This window comes from Streptomyces sp. NPDC026394, from assembly GCF_055567735.1.
Window position 1 is genome coordinate 185,380 of record NZ_JBVHPX010000016.1, and the last position, 14,084, is coordinate 199,463.

8 protein-coding genes are annotated in these 14,084 nt (G+C 72.3%); 7 read left to right on the plus strand and 1 reads right to left on the minus strand.

The window, feature by feature from the left end; genetic code table 11:
* Positions 1–38: 38 nt before the first annotated feature.
* From ACZ4QV_RS30325 to ACZ4QV_RS30355, 7 genes are all read left to right on the plus strand, one after another.
* On the plus strand, positions 39–5,453 hold the full coding sequence (locus tag ACZ4QV_RS30325; RefSeq protein WP_467763668.1) for a type I polyketide synthase: 5,415 nt from the start codon (positions 39–41) through the stop codon (positions 5,451–5,453).
* Between the two features lie 37 nt (positions 5,454–5,490).
* Entirely contained in the window at positions 5,491–6,366 is an 876-nt protein-coding gene (locus ACZ4QV_RS30330) for a 3-hydroxyacyl-CoA dehydrogenase family protein (RefSeq protein WP_361159943.1), read from the plus strand.
* A gap of 71 nt (positions 6,367–6,437) precedes the next feature.
* Positions 6,438–6,704, plus strand: a complete 267-nt coding sequence (locus tag ACZ4QV_RS30335; RefSeq protein WP_361591799.1) for an acyl carrier protein — start codon at positions 6,438–6,440, stop codon at positions 6,702–6,704.
* A gap of 22 nt (positions 6,705–6,726) precedes the next feature.
* The gene (locus ACZ4QV_RS30340) at positions 6,727–7,875 is read left to right on the plus strand and encodes an acyl-CoA dehydrogenase family protein (protein WP_467763669.1); all 1,149 of its coding nucleotides are present in this window, start codon (positions 6,727–6,729) and stop codon (positions 7,873–7,875) included.
* Entirely contained in the window at positions 7,872–9,977 is a 2,106-nt protein-coding gene (locus ACZ4QV_RS30345) for a non-ribosomal peptide synthetase (RefSeq protein ID WP_361639500.1), read from the plus strand. Before ACZ4QV_RS30340 ends, ACZ4QV_RS30345 begins: the two co-directional genes overlap by 4 nt.
* A complete protein-coding gene (locus ACZ4QV_RS30350; RefSeq protein WP_361159933.1) occupies positions 9,967–11,277 on the plus strand; it encodes an MFS transporter in 1,311 nt (436 codons plus the stop codon). Before ACZ4QV_RS30345 ends, ACZ4QV_RS30350 begins: the two co-directional genes overlap by 11 nt.
* Before the next feature lie 155 nt (positions 11,278–11,432).
* Complete coding sequence (locus ACZ4QV_RS30355) at positions 11,433–12,743, plus strand: ATP-grasp domain-containing protein (protein ID WP_467763670.1); 1,311 nt, start codon at positions 11,433–11,435, stop codon at positions 12,741–12,743.
* A gap of 148 nt (positions 12,744–12,891) precedes the next feature.
* Here the strand turns inward: ACZ4QV_RS30355 and ACZ4QV_RS30360 are convergent, their stop codons facing one another.
* The gene (locus ACZ4QV_RS30360; RefSeq protein ID WP_467763671.1) at positions 12,892–13,761 is read right to left on the minus strand and encodes an IS5 family transposase; all 870 of its coding nucleotides are present in this window, start codon (positions 13,759–13,761) and stop codon (positions 12,892–12,894) included.
* Positions 13,762–14,084 lie beyond the last annotated feature (323 nt).

Sequence of the window (14,084 nt, forward strand, 5' to 3'; positions counted from 1 at the left end):
GCCCCTCCCGAACCGGCACGTCCGCGAAAGGCCCCACCGTGTCTGAACCCACCCCGGCAACCCGGCCCACCGAGGACCGGATGCGGTCCTTCCTCAAGCAGGTCAGCGCCGAACTGCGCAACGCCAACCAACGGCTGGGGGAGTACGAGGCCCGGGAGAACGAACCGATCGCCGTCGTCGGCACGAGCTGCCGCCTGCCCGGCGGCGTGACCACCCCGCGCGACCTGTGGGAACTGGTGTCCACCGGTACCGACGCCATCGCGTCGTTCCCCACCGACCGCGGCTGGGACACCGAAGGCATCTACGACCCGCACGGCGAACGGCCCGGCACCACCTACACCCGCGAAGGCGGCTTCCTCTACGACGCCGGAGCCTTCGACGCCGCGTTCTTCGGCATCTCCCCGCGCGAGGCCCTCGGCATGGACCCCCAGCAACGGCTCCTGCTGGAGTCCACCTGGGAGGCGCTGGAACGCGCCGGCATCGAACCCGCGGGCCTGCGCGGCAGCCGCACCTCCGTGTACGTGGGCGCGGCGACCCAGGGTTACGGCTTCGACGTGGCGAGCGGCGGCATGGGCGTCGAGGGATACGGCATCACCGGCGTGTCCACCTCCCTGCTGTCCGGCCGCATCTCCTACACCCTCGGCCTGGAGGGCGCCGCCCTCACCATCGACACCGCCTGCTCCTCCTCCCTGGTCGCCCTCCACCTGGCCGTCCAGTCGCTGCGCCGCGGCGAATGCGACATGGCGCTGGCCGGCGGCGTCACCGTGATGGCCGCGCCCAGCGTCTTCGTGGAGTTCAGCCGGCAGGGCGGGCTCGCCCGGGACGGCCGGTGCAAGTCCTTCTCGGACGACGCGGACGGTACCGGCTGGTCCGAGGGCGTGGGCATGCTGGTCGTGGAACGCCTTTCCGACGCCCGCCGCCAGGGCCATGACGTACTGGCCGTGGTACGGGGTTCGGCCGTCAACCAGGACGGCGCCTCCAACGGGCTCACCGCGCCGAACGGCCCCTCCCAGCAGCGCGTCATCCTCGAAGCGCTGACCAGCGGCGGCCTGGAGCCCGGCGATGTGGACGTGGTCGAGGCGCACGGTACGGGCACCCGGCTCGGCGACCCGATCGAGGCCCAGGCCCTGCTCGCCACCTACGGCCGGGACCGCAAGGGCGAACCCCTCTGGCTCGGCTCCCTGAAGTCGAACATCGGCCACACCCAGTCGGCGGCGGGCGTCGCCGGAGTGATCAAGATGATCGAGGCCATGCGCCACGGGACGCTCCCGCCGACCCTCCACTCCGCCACCCCCACCACCGACGTCGACTGGAGCGCGGGGGAGGTGCGCCTGCTCACCGAGGGCCGCGCTTGGCCGCAGACCGGGCGTCCGCGCCGGGCGGCGGTGTCCTCGTTCGGCATCAGCGGAACGAATGCGCATGTGGTGCTGGAGCAGCCCGCCGGAGAGGAGTTGGTGCCTGCGGCGGAGTCCGCTGAGGGCGGTCCGGTGGCGTTGGTGGTTTCGGGTAAGTCGGTTGCGGCGGTGCGGGCTCAGGCGGTGGTGCTGGGGGAGTTCGTGGCGGCGCGTTCGGAGCTGGCGTTGGGTGATGTGGCGTGGTCGTTGGTGGCGTCGCGGTCGGTGTTCGATCACCGTGCGGTGGTGGTGGGTGCTGGCCGGGACGAGGTGCTGGCGGGGCTGGGGGAGGTCTCCGGCAGTACGGCGGCTGGTGCGGGCCGTGTCGGGGTGCTGTTCTCCGGCCAGGGTGCTCAGCGGGTTGGTATGGGGCGTGAACTGGCGGATGCTTTTCCGGTGTTCGCGGAGGTGCTGGGTGAGGTGTGCGGGCACGTTGATCCGCTGTTGGGGCGGTCGCTGCGTGCGGTGATGTGGGAGGGTCCGGCGGAGACGTTGGAGCGGACGGAGTTCGCTCAGCCGGCGTTGTTCGCCTTTGAGGTGGCGTTGGCCAGGCTGTGGCAGTCGTGGGGAGTGTCGTTCGCCACGGTGGCGGGCCATTCGGTTGGTGAGATCGCCGCCGCTGTGGTGGCGGGTGTGCTGTCGCTGGAGGACGCGGCGCGACTGGCCGTGACCCGTGGCCGGTTGATGCAGGCGTTGCCGGAGGGCGGGGCGATGCTGGCCGTCGCCGCGTCCGAGGACGAGATCGCTCCGGTGATCGCGGGCGCTTCCGATGTGTCCGTCGCGGCGGTCAACGGCCCGCAGGCGGTGGTGGTCTCGGGTGCCGGGGCCGAAGTGGAACGCCTGGAGGCGTTCTGGCGGGAACAGGGCCGCCGTACGACGCGTCTGCGGGTCAGTCACGCGTTTCACTCTCCGCTGATGGAACCGATGCTGGCCGAGTTCCGGACGGTTCTGGAGGGCCTCACCTTCCACGAGCCGACGATGTCGGTCAGCCCGTCCGCCGACTCCGAGCGCCCGTTCGCGTCTCCCGCGTACTGGCTGGACCACGCCCGCCATGCGGTGCGTTTCGCGGACGCCGTGGCCCGCATGGCCGAGGCGGATGTCCTCGTGGAGCTGGGCCCGGACGCGGCGCTCACCCCCGTCGTGGACGACAACCGTCCGGTCCTGGCTTCCGTACGCCGTAAGCAGCCCGAGTCCAAGACCGCCCTGGCGGCGCTGGGCCAGGCGTGGGCCCACGGCGCGGCGGTGGACTGGCGGGCCGTACTGCCCGAGGGCCGCCGGGTGGAGCTGCCCACCTATGCCTTCCAGCACGAGACGTACTGGCTCACCGGCGAAACGGCTGAAGCCCCCCGGGTGGCCGGGGGCGACGAGCGGTTCTGGACCGCCGTCGAGCAGGAGGACCTGCGGGCCCTGACCGAGACGCTGGGCGCCCCGGCCGAGCTGGAGTCGGCGCTGCCCGCACTCGCGCGGTGGCACCGGGGCAGCCGCCGCCGGCGGACCATGGAATCGTGGCGGTACCGCGTCTCCTGGAGCCCGGTCGCCGAGCCCGCCACGACCGCCCAGGCTCCCGGCTCCTGGCTGGTCGTGGTGGACCGCGACGGCGGCGACCCCGACGTGCTGCGGGCGTTGACCAGGACGCTGGCCGACATGGTGACCGTCGAGGCCGACGCTTTGCGCCCGGACCGTACGGAGACGGCGCACGCCCTCGCCGCCGCTGCCATCGGGCTGCCGCCACTGTCCGGAGTGATCAGCCTGCTGCACCGGCCCGAGGCGCTGCTCACCCTGGTCCAGGCGCTGGGGGACACCGGCATCGGCGCCCGGCTGTGGTGCCTGACCCGCGGCGCGGTGGCCATCGCCGGGAGCGAGGCGCCGTACGACCTGGACGCGGCGGCGAGCTGGGGCCTCGGCCTCGTCGCGAGCCTGGAGCACCCCGACCGCTGGGGCGGCCTGATCGACCTGCCCGACCGCCTGGACGACCGGACCGCCGGGCGGCTCGCCGGGGTCCTGTCCGGTGACGGCGCGGAAGACCAACTGGCGCTGCGGCCGGGCGGATTGTTCGTACGGCGGGTCGTGCCCGCGCCCATCGCGCCGCCGCGCCGGGACTGGCGCCCGAGCGGCACCGTCCTCATCACCGGCGGCACCGGCTCCCTGGGCGCGCGGGTCGCCCGCCGGCTGACGGCACTCGGCCCGTGCTCACTGGTGCTGCTCTCCCGCGGCGGCCCGGCGGCACCGGGCGCCGCCGAACTGGCCGCAGAACTGGAGGCCGCGGGCGCCCGCGTACGGGTCGTGGCGGCCGATGTGACGAACCGCCGGGAGATGACGGAGCTGGTCACCGGGCTCGCGGCGGACGGCGAACCGGTACGGGCGGTCTTCCACGCGGCCGGAGTCGGGCAGGACACCCCGCTCGCCGTGATGAGCCCCGAGGAGTTCGCCGCGGTCTCCGCCGTCAAGACCGAGGGGGCCCGCGTCCTCGACGACCTCTTCGACGCCCCCGGCCTCGACGCCTTCGTGCTGTTCTCGTCCGTCTCCGCCGTCTGGGGCAGCGGCCGGTACGCCGCCTACGCGGCGGGCAACGCGTACCTCGACGCACTCGCCGCACGGCGACGGTCCCGGAGCCTGCCCGCGACCGCCGTCGCCTGGGGCGTCTGGGCGGACTCCGGCATGGTGGACGCCGACGCGGAGCAGCAGTTGCGCCGCCGGGGCCTGGTGCCCATGCGGCCCGAGGACGCCGTCGACACGCTGATGCGGGTCCTCGACGCGGACGAGAGCGGCGTCGTGGTGGCCGACGTGGACTGGGAGACGTTCCTGGCCGGCTACACCGCCGCCCGGGAACGCCCGCTGGTACGGGACCTGCCGCAGGTGCGGGCGCTGCGCCCGCGGGCGGCGGCACCGGCCGCCCCGGAAGGCGGCGACATCCGCCACCGGCTGGCCGGTATGTCCGGCGCGGAGCGCGACGCCGCCCTGACCGACCTGGTACGCGGCACGGTCGCCGACGTCCTCGGCCACTCCGGCGCCGCCGCCGTCCCCGTGGACAAGCCGTTCGTGGAACTCGGCTTCGACTCGCTGTCCGCCGTCGAGGTCCGCAACCGCCTCAACCTCGCCACCGGCCTCACCCTGCCCGCCATGCTCGTCTTCGACCACCCGACGGTGGCCGACGTACGGGCTTTCCTGTCCGGCGAACTGGCGGGCGGCGCGGCACGGCAGGCGCCCGCCGCCACCGGAGGGACCGAGGACTCCGCGGAGTCCTTCGCCGCCATCTACCGGCAGATCGCGTTGCGCGGCCGGATGACCGAAGTGGAAGCGCTGCTCAGCGGCGCCGCCGCGCTGCGCGACCGGTTCACCGACCGGTCCGAGGCGGACACCCGACCCGGCTTCGTCCGCCTCGCCACCGGGGACGAAGGCCCGGCGGTGATCTGCTTCCCGCCGTTCGCTCCCGTCGAGCAGTCCCTCCAGTTCGCCCGGCTGGCCACGTTCTTCCGCGGCCGCCGGGACCTGTCCATGGTCACGGTGCCCGGCTTCCTGCCCGACGAGCCGCTCGCCGCGGACATCGACGCCCTGGTGGACGTGCTCGCCGACGCCACCCTGCGCTGCGCCGACGGCAAACCCTTCGCGCTGCTGGGCTACTCCTCCAGCGGCTGGCTCGCCCACGCGGTGGCCACCGCCCTGGAGAAGGCCGGCACCCCCGCGAACGGCGTGGTCCTGCTGGACACCTACCTGCCCGACAGCATGCCGCTGAGCCTGCGCCAGGCCATGACGTACGAGGTCAACGAGCGGCGGTCCCGGTTCACCACGATGAACTTCACCACCCTCACGGCCCTGGGCACCTACCGGAAGCTGTTCCGCGACTGGACCCCGCTGCCGGTCGCCGCCCCCACCCTGTTCGTCCGCCCGGAGGAGTGCGTCCCCGGCGACCCGGCGGCCCCGCCGGTCACCGAGGACTGGCGGGCCCACTGGCCGCTGCCGCACACCACCGCCACCATCCCGGGCGACCACTGCACGATCGTCGCCGAGCACGCCGACGCCGCGGCCACCGCGGTGCACGACTGGCTCGATGCCCGCTGACCCCCCATCCGCACCACCCACCCCGGAGAGAGCAACCATGACCCCACCCCTGCGCACCATCGGCGTGGTCGGCGCCGGCTGCATCGGAGCCACCGTGTGCGTCGACTTCGCCGTCCACGGCTTCCGCGTCGTCGCGGTCGACACCGACGCGACGGCGCTCGACGCCACCCGCACCCTGCTGCGCGACGTGAACCGCTTCCTGCCCGCCGTACGGCCCGGACTGACCCGCCTCACCCCGGCGGAGGTGAAGGAACGGCTGGTGACCGGCACCGACCTGGCCGCCCTCGCCGACTGCGAGTTCGTGGTGGAGAACGTCAGCGAACGCTGGGAGACCAAGCGTGACCTCTACCGGCGGCTCGACGCCGTCCTCCCCGCGGGCACCGGCATCGGCGTCAACACCTCCAGCATCCCCGTGGGACGGCTGGCCGCCGAAACCGGCCGCCCCCAGGACGTCGTCGGCATCCACTTCATGAACCCGTCCTACCTCAAGGACTCCGTGGAGGTCATGCGCGGCGCCGACACCGGCGAGAAGTGCCTGGACCACGTCCGCGAACTGCTCTCCCTGCTGGGCAAGCAGGCCATCGTCGTCGGCGACTTCCCCGGATTCGTCAGCAACCGCATCTCCCACCTCTTCTTCAACGAGGCGATCCGCACCGTGCAGGACGAGGGCGTGGAGCCCGCCGCGGTCGACGAGATCTTCAAGAAGTGCTTCGGCCACACCATGGGCCCACTGGAGACGGCGGACCTGATCGGCCTGGACACCGTCCTGCTGACGCTGGAGAACCTGCACGACAGCTACCGGAACGAGCGGTACGACGGCTGCGCGCTGCTGCGCGAGATGGTCGCCTCCGGGCGGCTGGGCCGCAAGACCGGCCAGGGCTTCTACCAGTACGACGGCACGGCCGCCGCCTGAGCACCCCGTACACCTCTCAACACCCCCGCACACCTCTCACTTCCACCGTTCCCCTCAGCAGGAGAAACACGATGACCGCCCAGCAGCAGACCGACATCGACCGCACCGTCATGGACTTCCTGGCCACCCGCGCCCCCGGACCCGCCCCGGAGCGTGACGAGGACCTCTTCCAGAGCGGACGCGTCAACTCCCTCTTCGCCCTCCAGCTCATGAGCTTCCTGGAGCGCGCCTTCACCATCGAACTGGACGTGGACGACCTCGACCTCAGCAACTTCGCCAGCATCGCCAGGATCACCGACTTCGTGCAGCGCAAGCAGCTCGCGTCCGACCCGGCCTGACCCGAAGGGAAGGACGCCCACCATGGAGCACCTGCTGAACCCGCGGGAACGCGAGCACCGCGCACGCATGCTGGAACTGGTCCTCGGCCGCTGGGAGGACACCGCCCACACCTGGGAGAACGGTGAGATGCTGCCCGAGGAAGTGGTGCGCTGGTGCGCCGAACAGGACCTGTTCGGCGCCGCGCTGCCCGCCTCCGTCGGCGGCGCCGGCTGGAACGCCGTCGAGACCGGACTGATGTACGAGGCGCTCGGCAGGGCCGGCGCCTCCCTGGCCTCCCTCGTCAACGTGCACGGCATGATGGCGCAGACCGTGGCGAAGTGGGGCACGGCCTGGCACCGCGAGCACGTCCTGCCGGCCCTCGCCGACGGCAGCCGCGTCGCCGCGATCTGCATGACCGAACCCCACGCCGGCAGCGACCTGGCCGGCATCACCACCACCCTGGCCGAGAAGGACGACAAGCTGCTCGTCAACGGCACCAAGGTGTACATCACCTTCGGCCGCCGCGCCGACGACTACCTGGTGTTCGCCCAGTGCGACGGCCGCCCCGAAGCGTGCCTGGTGCGCCGGGACAACCCCGGCGTCGCGGTCGAGCCGATGGGCGACATGCTCGGCCTGCGCGCCGCCGGACTGGCCCGCATCACCTTCACCGACTGCGAGATCGCCCCCGAGGCCCTCGTCGGCAAGCCGGGCTTCGCCCTGTCGGTGCTCATACCGACCGCCCTGGAACACGGCCGGCACGCCGTGGCCTGGATGGCGCTCGGCATGCTCGAAGCCTGCTTCGCCGAGTGCGCGCGCTTCGTCCGCACCCGCCGGGCCTTCGACCGCACCCTCGTCGAACACGGCCAGGTACAGACCCTGATCACCCGCATGGGGGCCGACCTGGAGGCCGCCCGGCACCTGTGCGTCTCCGCCGCGCGGGCCATGGAGTCCAAGGACCCCGCCGCCACCGAGCGCATCCTGCTGGCGAAGTACTTCGTGTGCCGCGCCGCCCAGGAACACACCGCCTCCAGCGTCCAGCTCCTCGCCTCCTCCGGGGTGAACGAGCGATCGGTGACCGCCCGCGCCTACCGGGACAGCAAGGTGCTCACCATCATCGAGGGCACCGAGCAGATCCTCGAACGGTCGCTGGCCCCGGCCCTGGTCAACGCCGTGGGGAGGACGGCACCGTGACCGACGCCCCGGCCGCAGCCCCCGCCCCGGCCGGGACGGAGGCGGCCCTTCCGCACGGGAGGGCCGCCTCCGTCCGGCTGGCCGCCGCCGTATTCGGCCTGTCCTGCGTCACCCACGACGACACCCCCGTGGTGCGCGTCCTCCCGGAGGACGCCCCGCCGCGCACCCTCGCCGTCCCGGTCGATCCCACCGCGGACTTCGCCGCCCTGGTGACCGCCGTCGAGCAAGCCCCGCACACCGATGCGGCCACGGACCTCGTCGTACGCCTCGGAGCCGGGCCGACCGGGGCCGCCCGGCCGACCGGGTCGGCCGGGGGCACCGGACTCGCCGAAGCCACCGATCCCGCCGGAGACGTCCGGCTCGCCCTGACCGTGACGGACGACGGCGCACGGTGCGCGCACAACGGCACCCCCGGCGCCGCCCTCGACGCCCGGACCCTGGAATCGCTGTACGGCACGGTCCTGGACCGCGCCCGCACCGGCGACTCGGGGCCGGTCGGCGCGTACGACCTGCTCACCGGCGCCGAACGCGACCGGGTGCTGCGGGAGTTCAACGACACCGCGCGCGACTTCCCCGACCGCACCACCCTGCACGCGATCTTCCACGCCCAGGCCGTCCGCACCCCCGACGCGGTCGCCGTCAGTACCGACCGCGCGTCGCTGACCTACCGGGAACTGGACGAACGCACCGACCGGCTCGCCCACCACCTCGTCGCGCGCGGCGTGGTACCCGGCACGATCGTGGCGGTCCACGCGCAACGGTGCCTCGACCTGCCGGTGGCGCTCCTCGCCGTCCTCAAGGCCGGTGGCGCCTACCTGCCGCTGGACCCGACGGCCCCGGCCCGCAGGAACGCCGAACTCGTGGACCGCAGCGGCGCGCCGATCGTCCTCGCCCAGCCCGGCACCGACGTACCGGACGGCATCGCCGCCACCGTCCTGCGGCTCGACGACCCGGACCTGTACGCCGGGCCCGCCCCCGGGCCGCAGGACCACGCCGGCCCCGAGGACCTGGCGTACGTCATCTACACCTCGGGCTCCACCGGCAAGCCCAAGGGCGTCATGGTCGAACACCGCTCGGTGGTCAACCGCCTCACCTGGATGCAGCGCCGCTACCCGCTGACCGCCGAGGACACCCTGCTCCAGAAAACCCCCGTGATCTTCGACGTCTCGGTGTGGGAGCTGTTCTGGTGGTTCTTCGCCGGCGCCCGCCTGCACCTGCTCGCACCGGGCATGGAACGCTTCCCCCTCGCCATCGGGAAGACCGTCCGCCAGCAGCGGATCACCGCCCTGCACTTCGTGCCCTCGATGCTCGGCATGTTCCTGGAACATCTTCAGGACGGCGGCGAGCCCGCGATGCCTGGCCTGCGCTGGTGCTTCTCCAGCGGCGAGAGCCTGCCGGCGAGTTCGGTGGCCGCCTTCGGTCGGCTCCTCGGCCCGCAGGGCACGACCCTGGTGAACCTCTACGGGCCCACCGAGGCGACCGTCGACGTCACGGGCCACGACTGCCCGGCGACACCGCCCGACGGGCCGGTGCCCATCGGCCGCCCCATCGACAACACCCGCGTCTACGTGCTGCGCCACGGCCGGCCGGTACCGGTCGGGGTGTACGGCACACTGTTCCTGGCCGGCGCCGGGGTCGCGCGCGGCTACCTCGGCGACCCCGACCTCACCGCCCGCAAGTTCGTCCCCGAATTCGGCGGCGGGAACGGCCGGATGTACGACTCCGGCGACATCGGCCGCTGGCTGCCGTCGGGCGAACTGGAGTTCCTGGGGCGGGACGACAGCCAGGTCAAGATCCGGGGCATCCGCATCGACCTGGGTGAGATCGAGAGCGTCCTGCTGGAGGTGCCGGGCGTGACGGAATGCGCGGTGCTCCTGGACCGGCCGGACCCGCTCCACCCGGTCCTGCGCGCCGCGGTGTCCACGACCGGGGACCTCTCGGAGGCGGACCTGCGCGAGCACGCGGCGCAGCGGCTGCCGCAGTACATGCTGCCCACCGTCCACCACCGGTTCGAAAAGCTGCCGCGCACCGGCAGCGGCAAGACCGACCGCCGCACGCTCGCGGACCCGGCCTACGCCGAGGCGAACGCCCTTGCCTGGTGACACACGCCCGTACGTGGTACCGGGGCGCCCGACGGGACCCCGTACCACCTCACCCCAACCGCCGGCACCGGTCCCGCGGAGCTGGCTCGTCCGCTTCACCCTGGCCTGGCTGGGCCTGTGGATGGCGTACCTGGTGCCGAGCCAGCTCACCCTGCCCGACCAGCTCGACCGGCTCGACCACTCCGGCCGGATCGGGGACTACGCCGTCATCAACGCGGTCGCCGGCGTCGCCGCCCTCGTCACCCTGCCGCTGTTCGGCGCGCTGTGCGACCGCACCCGGACCCGGTTCGGGCGGCGCCGGACATGGATGGCGGCGGGCCTGGGCGTCTTCGCCGCCGGACTGGCCGCGACCGGTGCGCAGACGACCGCGACCGGGGTCGGGGCCGCCTGGCTGGTGGCCACCCTGGGGTTCAACATGGCGACGGTCGGTTTCACGGCCGCCGTCGCCGACCAGGTCCCCGAGGCCCAGCGGGGCAAGGTCTCGACCGCGATCTACGGGCCCCAGGCCGTCGGCCTGGTCCTCGGCCTGGCGGCGCTGTCCTCCTTCCGCGACACCCCGCTGCGCTACGCCGCCCTGGCCATCGGGGTCGTCGCCTTCGGATGGCCCTTCGTGCGGCGGACCCGCGACACCGCGCCCCCCGCCCCGGACGCCGCCGCGCCCTGTGCGGGCACCGGTCCGCCGCGCCCGGCGGCGGGCCGGCGCCCGGCCTCGGCCCCGCGGCCGTACGGGACCCGGCGGACCAACGAGTTCGCCTGGGCGTTCGGCAGCCGGCTGCTGATCAACCTCGCGAACGTCCTCACCAACAGCTATCTGCTGTTCTTCATCAAGGACGGGCTCAAGGCGGCGGACCCGGACCGGGCGCTGCTCGCCCTCACCTCTGTGTACCTGGCGTTCACCCTGCTGGCCACGTACGGCGGCAGCGCCCTGTCGGACCGGACGGGGCGGCGGCGCGTCTTCGTGGCGGGTGCGGCGGCCGCGCAGGCCACCGCCTGCCTGGTGCTCGCCCTGGTGCCCGCCTTCGGCGCGGCCTTCCTCGCGGCGGCCCTGCTCGGAGCGGGATACGGCGCCTACATGGCCGTGGACCAGGTCGTCATCATGCAGGTCCTGCCCGAGGAACGGGACCGCGCCAAGGACCTCGGGATCATGAACATCGGCGCGTTCGTGCCCTCGTCCCTGGGCCCCCTGGCGGCCGGTGCGCTCATCAGCGCGTCCGGCGGCTACCGCCTGCTCTTCGTCGTGGCCGCGGTCGTCAGCGTCCTCGGCGCCGCCGCCGTCTCCCGCATCACCTCGGTCCGGTGAACACCCTGCACCCACCAAACGCCACCCACCCACCAAACGCCAACCAACCACCAAACGCCACCCACCCACCGAACGACATCCACCCACCGAACGACATCCACCCCACAACAACGGCGGAGCGTCCGACGACGACTCCGCGGAGGAATTCCGAGGACATGACGCAGACCAACCCGACCACGCCGGATACGGAAGCCCCGCAGCCGACCATCCTTCTCCTGGGCGGCAAGCGCTCCCTGCTGCTGAAGGCACAGAAGCTGGGGCTGACGGTCCTGCACATGCAACTCGCCAAGGAATTCACCCCCGACCAGGCCGAACTGGCCGACCTCACCGTCCTGCTGGACTACGAGGACGTGGACAAGGCGGTCGAGGTGGCCCGCGGGCTGCACGCCTTCCGCCCGTTCGCCGCGGCCGTCACCATCACCGAATGGGCCCAGCTCGCCACCGCCCACATCAACGAGGCCCTCGGCCTGCCGGGCGTCTCCCCGCGTACGGTGGAACTGGTGACGGACAAGTTCGCCATGCGCGAGGCCCTGAACGCGGCCGGCGTCGGTGAAGTGGGCGCGGTCCGGGGCCGCGACCGCTCCGACCTCACCGACTTCGCCTCCACCTACGGCTACCCCTTCCTCATCAAGCCGATCGCCGCGTCCGGCAGTTACGGCGTCTTCCGGGTCTCCGGCCCCGAAGACATCGATGCGGTCTGGGAGAAGCTCAGCGCCCTCGGCCTCTCCACCTTCCTCGTCGAGGAATTCCTCGAAGGCCGGGAAATCGGGGTGGAGGTCCTCACCTTCGGCGGGCGGCACGTCCCGCTCGGTTGCACTGACAAGGAAATCAACGCCGATTTCATGGAAGTGGCGCACTACAGCCCGGCCGAGCTGCCCTCGGAACAGCGCGCCGAACTCTTCGCGTTCGTCGGCCGGGTCCTCGACACGCTCGGCGTCGACGAGGGCGCCTCGCACACCGAGCTGATGCTCACCGCCAAGGGCCCGAAGGTCATCGAGACCCACACCCGCCGGGCGGGCGACCGCATCGGCGAACTGACGCGCCGGGTCTACGGCATCGACATGGAGGCGTACACCCTCGGCCACCCCGCCGGGGTACTCGACGCGCTGACCGAGAGCCCCCGGCCCCGGCTGGGCGCCTCGGTCCGCTTCTTCGAGGCCGAGCCGGGCATCCTGCGCGAGGTGCGGGGCGCGGAGGAGGTGCGCGACAAGGAGGACGTCGTCGAGTTCTACGTCCAGTTCAAGGCCGGTGACCGCGTCCCGCCGCTGCGCTGGGCGCTCGACCGGGTGGGCCACGTGATGGTGGAGCGGCCGACCGCCCAGGAGGCGTTCGCCACGGCCACCGCGTACGCCGACAGCCTGGAGTGGGTCGTCGAGCCCGACACCGACGAGGTGCCGCAGCCCGGCGGCACCTCCGTCCCCGGCCACGAGATCGACCAGGCCGCCAAGTTCTACCCCGCGGGCTGACCTGCGGTAACCCTCCGGCGGCCGGAACGAACGAGGCGGTCGGGCCCTCGAATCTCAAGGGCCCGACCGGCTCGTCAGGGGACCGCGGGGAATCAGGCCACCGCACGCAGGAGAAAACGCCCCTCAGAGGTCGTTTTCTCCCGTTGTTTCATCCCGTCATGCGTGTTTGATCCGGTGATGTCGGGTCGCGCCAGGAGATGGTGTTCTCGCCGGTGAGGCGGCGGGCCATGAGGTCGGTCATGGCCAGGTGGATCAGGGCTTCGGAGCGGGCCGGGAGGGTTTCGTAGTCGCGGACCAGGCGGCGGTGCAGCATCAGCCAGCCGTAGGTGCGCTCGACCGCCCACCGCTTCGGGAACGGGGTGAACCCCCTGGCCCCGGGGGTGCGTTCGACGATTTCCATATCGATGCCGAGGGCGGCGGCGTGCTCGACGAGGTGCTTGCGGTAGCCGCCGTCGACCCAGAACTTGCGCAGGCGCGGGTGGTCGGCGGCGACCTGGTCGAGCAGCTGAGTGCCGGCGGTGGAGTCCTGGACGCCGGCCGCGGTGACCAGCACCGCAAACAGGAGGCCGAGCGTGTCGGTGATGATGCTGCGCTTGCGGCCCACGATCTTCTTGCCCGCGTCCATGCCCTGGCTCCTGGCGGGGACGCCGGTGGCGGTCTTGACGCTCTGCGCGTCGATCACGCCGGCCGATGGTTCCGCGTTCCGGCCCTGCTGCTGGCGTACCAGGTCCCGCAGCAGGCCGTTGAGCTGGGCGAAGACGCCGCCCTTCTGCCACTTGGCGAAGTAGCCGTAGATCGTTTCCCAGGGCGGGAAGTCGTGCGGCAGGTAGCGCCACTGCACGCCGGTGCGGTCGACGTACAGGATCGCGTTCATGATCTCGCGCAGGTCGTGTTCGGGCGGTCGCCCGATGTCCAGGGCCCGGCCGCGGCGCTCGAAGCGCCAGGCTGTCAGGACAGGCTCGATCAGCTTCCAGCGGGCATCGGACAGATCGCTCGGGTAGGGGCGTCGTGCGCTCATGACTGGGGCGTACCGCCGGTGCGGGCGCGCGCCCAGGCGCGCGTCCGCACCTGTGGCAGCGCGGCCGCGGAACGGGCGTCCTGGGATGAGACAGGCGCAAGCCGCCTCGCCCCCCCAGGCGTCACCCCCTCCGGCTCCCAGGAACCAACCGCGCCTCAGATCCCATCAGCATCACGTTCTCGCAGTTCACAAAAACCTGTCTATTGCAATGAAACAGGAGAAAACGACCTCTCAGAGGATGTTCTTGTCGATTACGTGCAGGTTTAGGCGTTTCGTCGGGCACCCAGTATCAACTGGTTGGTACCTATTCACGGCGAATGTGC

Bases quoted from the DNA above. Each gene is read 5' to 3' on its own strand.
- ACZ4QV_RS30330 (WP_361159943.1), top strand. From the start codon at position 5,491: ATGACCCCACCCCTGCGCACCATCGGCGTGGTCGGCGCCGGCTGCATC.
- ACZ4QV_RS30335 (WP_361591799.1), top strand. From the start codon at position 6,438: ATGACCGCCCAGCAGCAGACCGACATCGACCGCACCGTCATGGACTTC.
- ACZ4QV_RS30340 (WP_467763669.1), top strand. From the start codon at position 6,727: ATGGAGCACCTGCTGAACCCGCGGGAACGCGAGCACCGCGCACGCATG.
- ACZ4QV_RS30355 (WP_467763670.1), top strand. From the start codon at position 11,433: ATGACGCAGACCAACCCGACCACGCCGGATACGGAAGCCCCGCAGCCG.
- ACZ4QV_RS30360 (WP_467763671.1), bottom strand. From the start codon at position 13,761: ATGAGCGCACGACGCCCCTACCCGAGCGATCTGTCCGATGCCCGCTGG.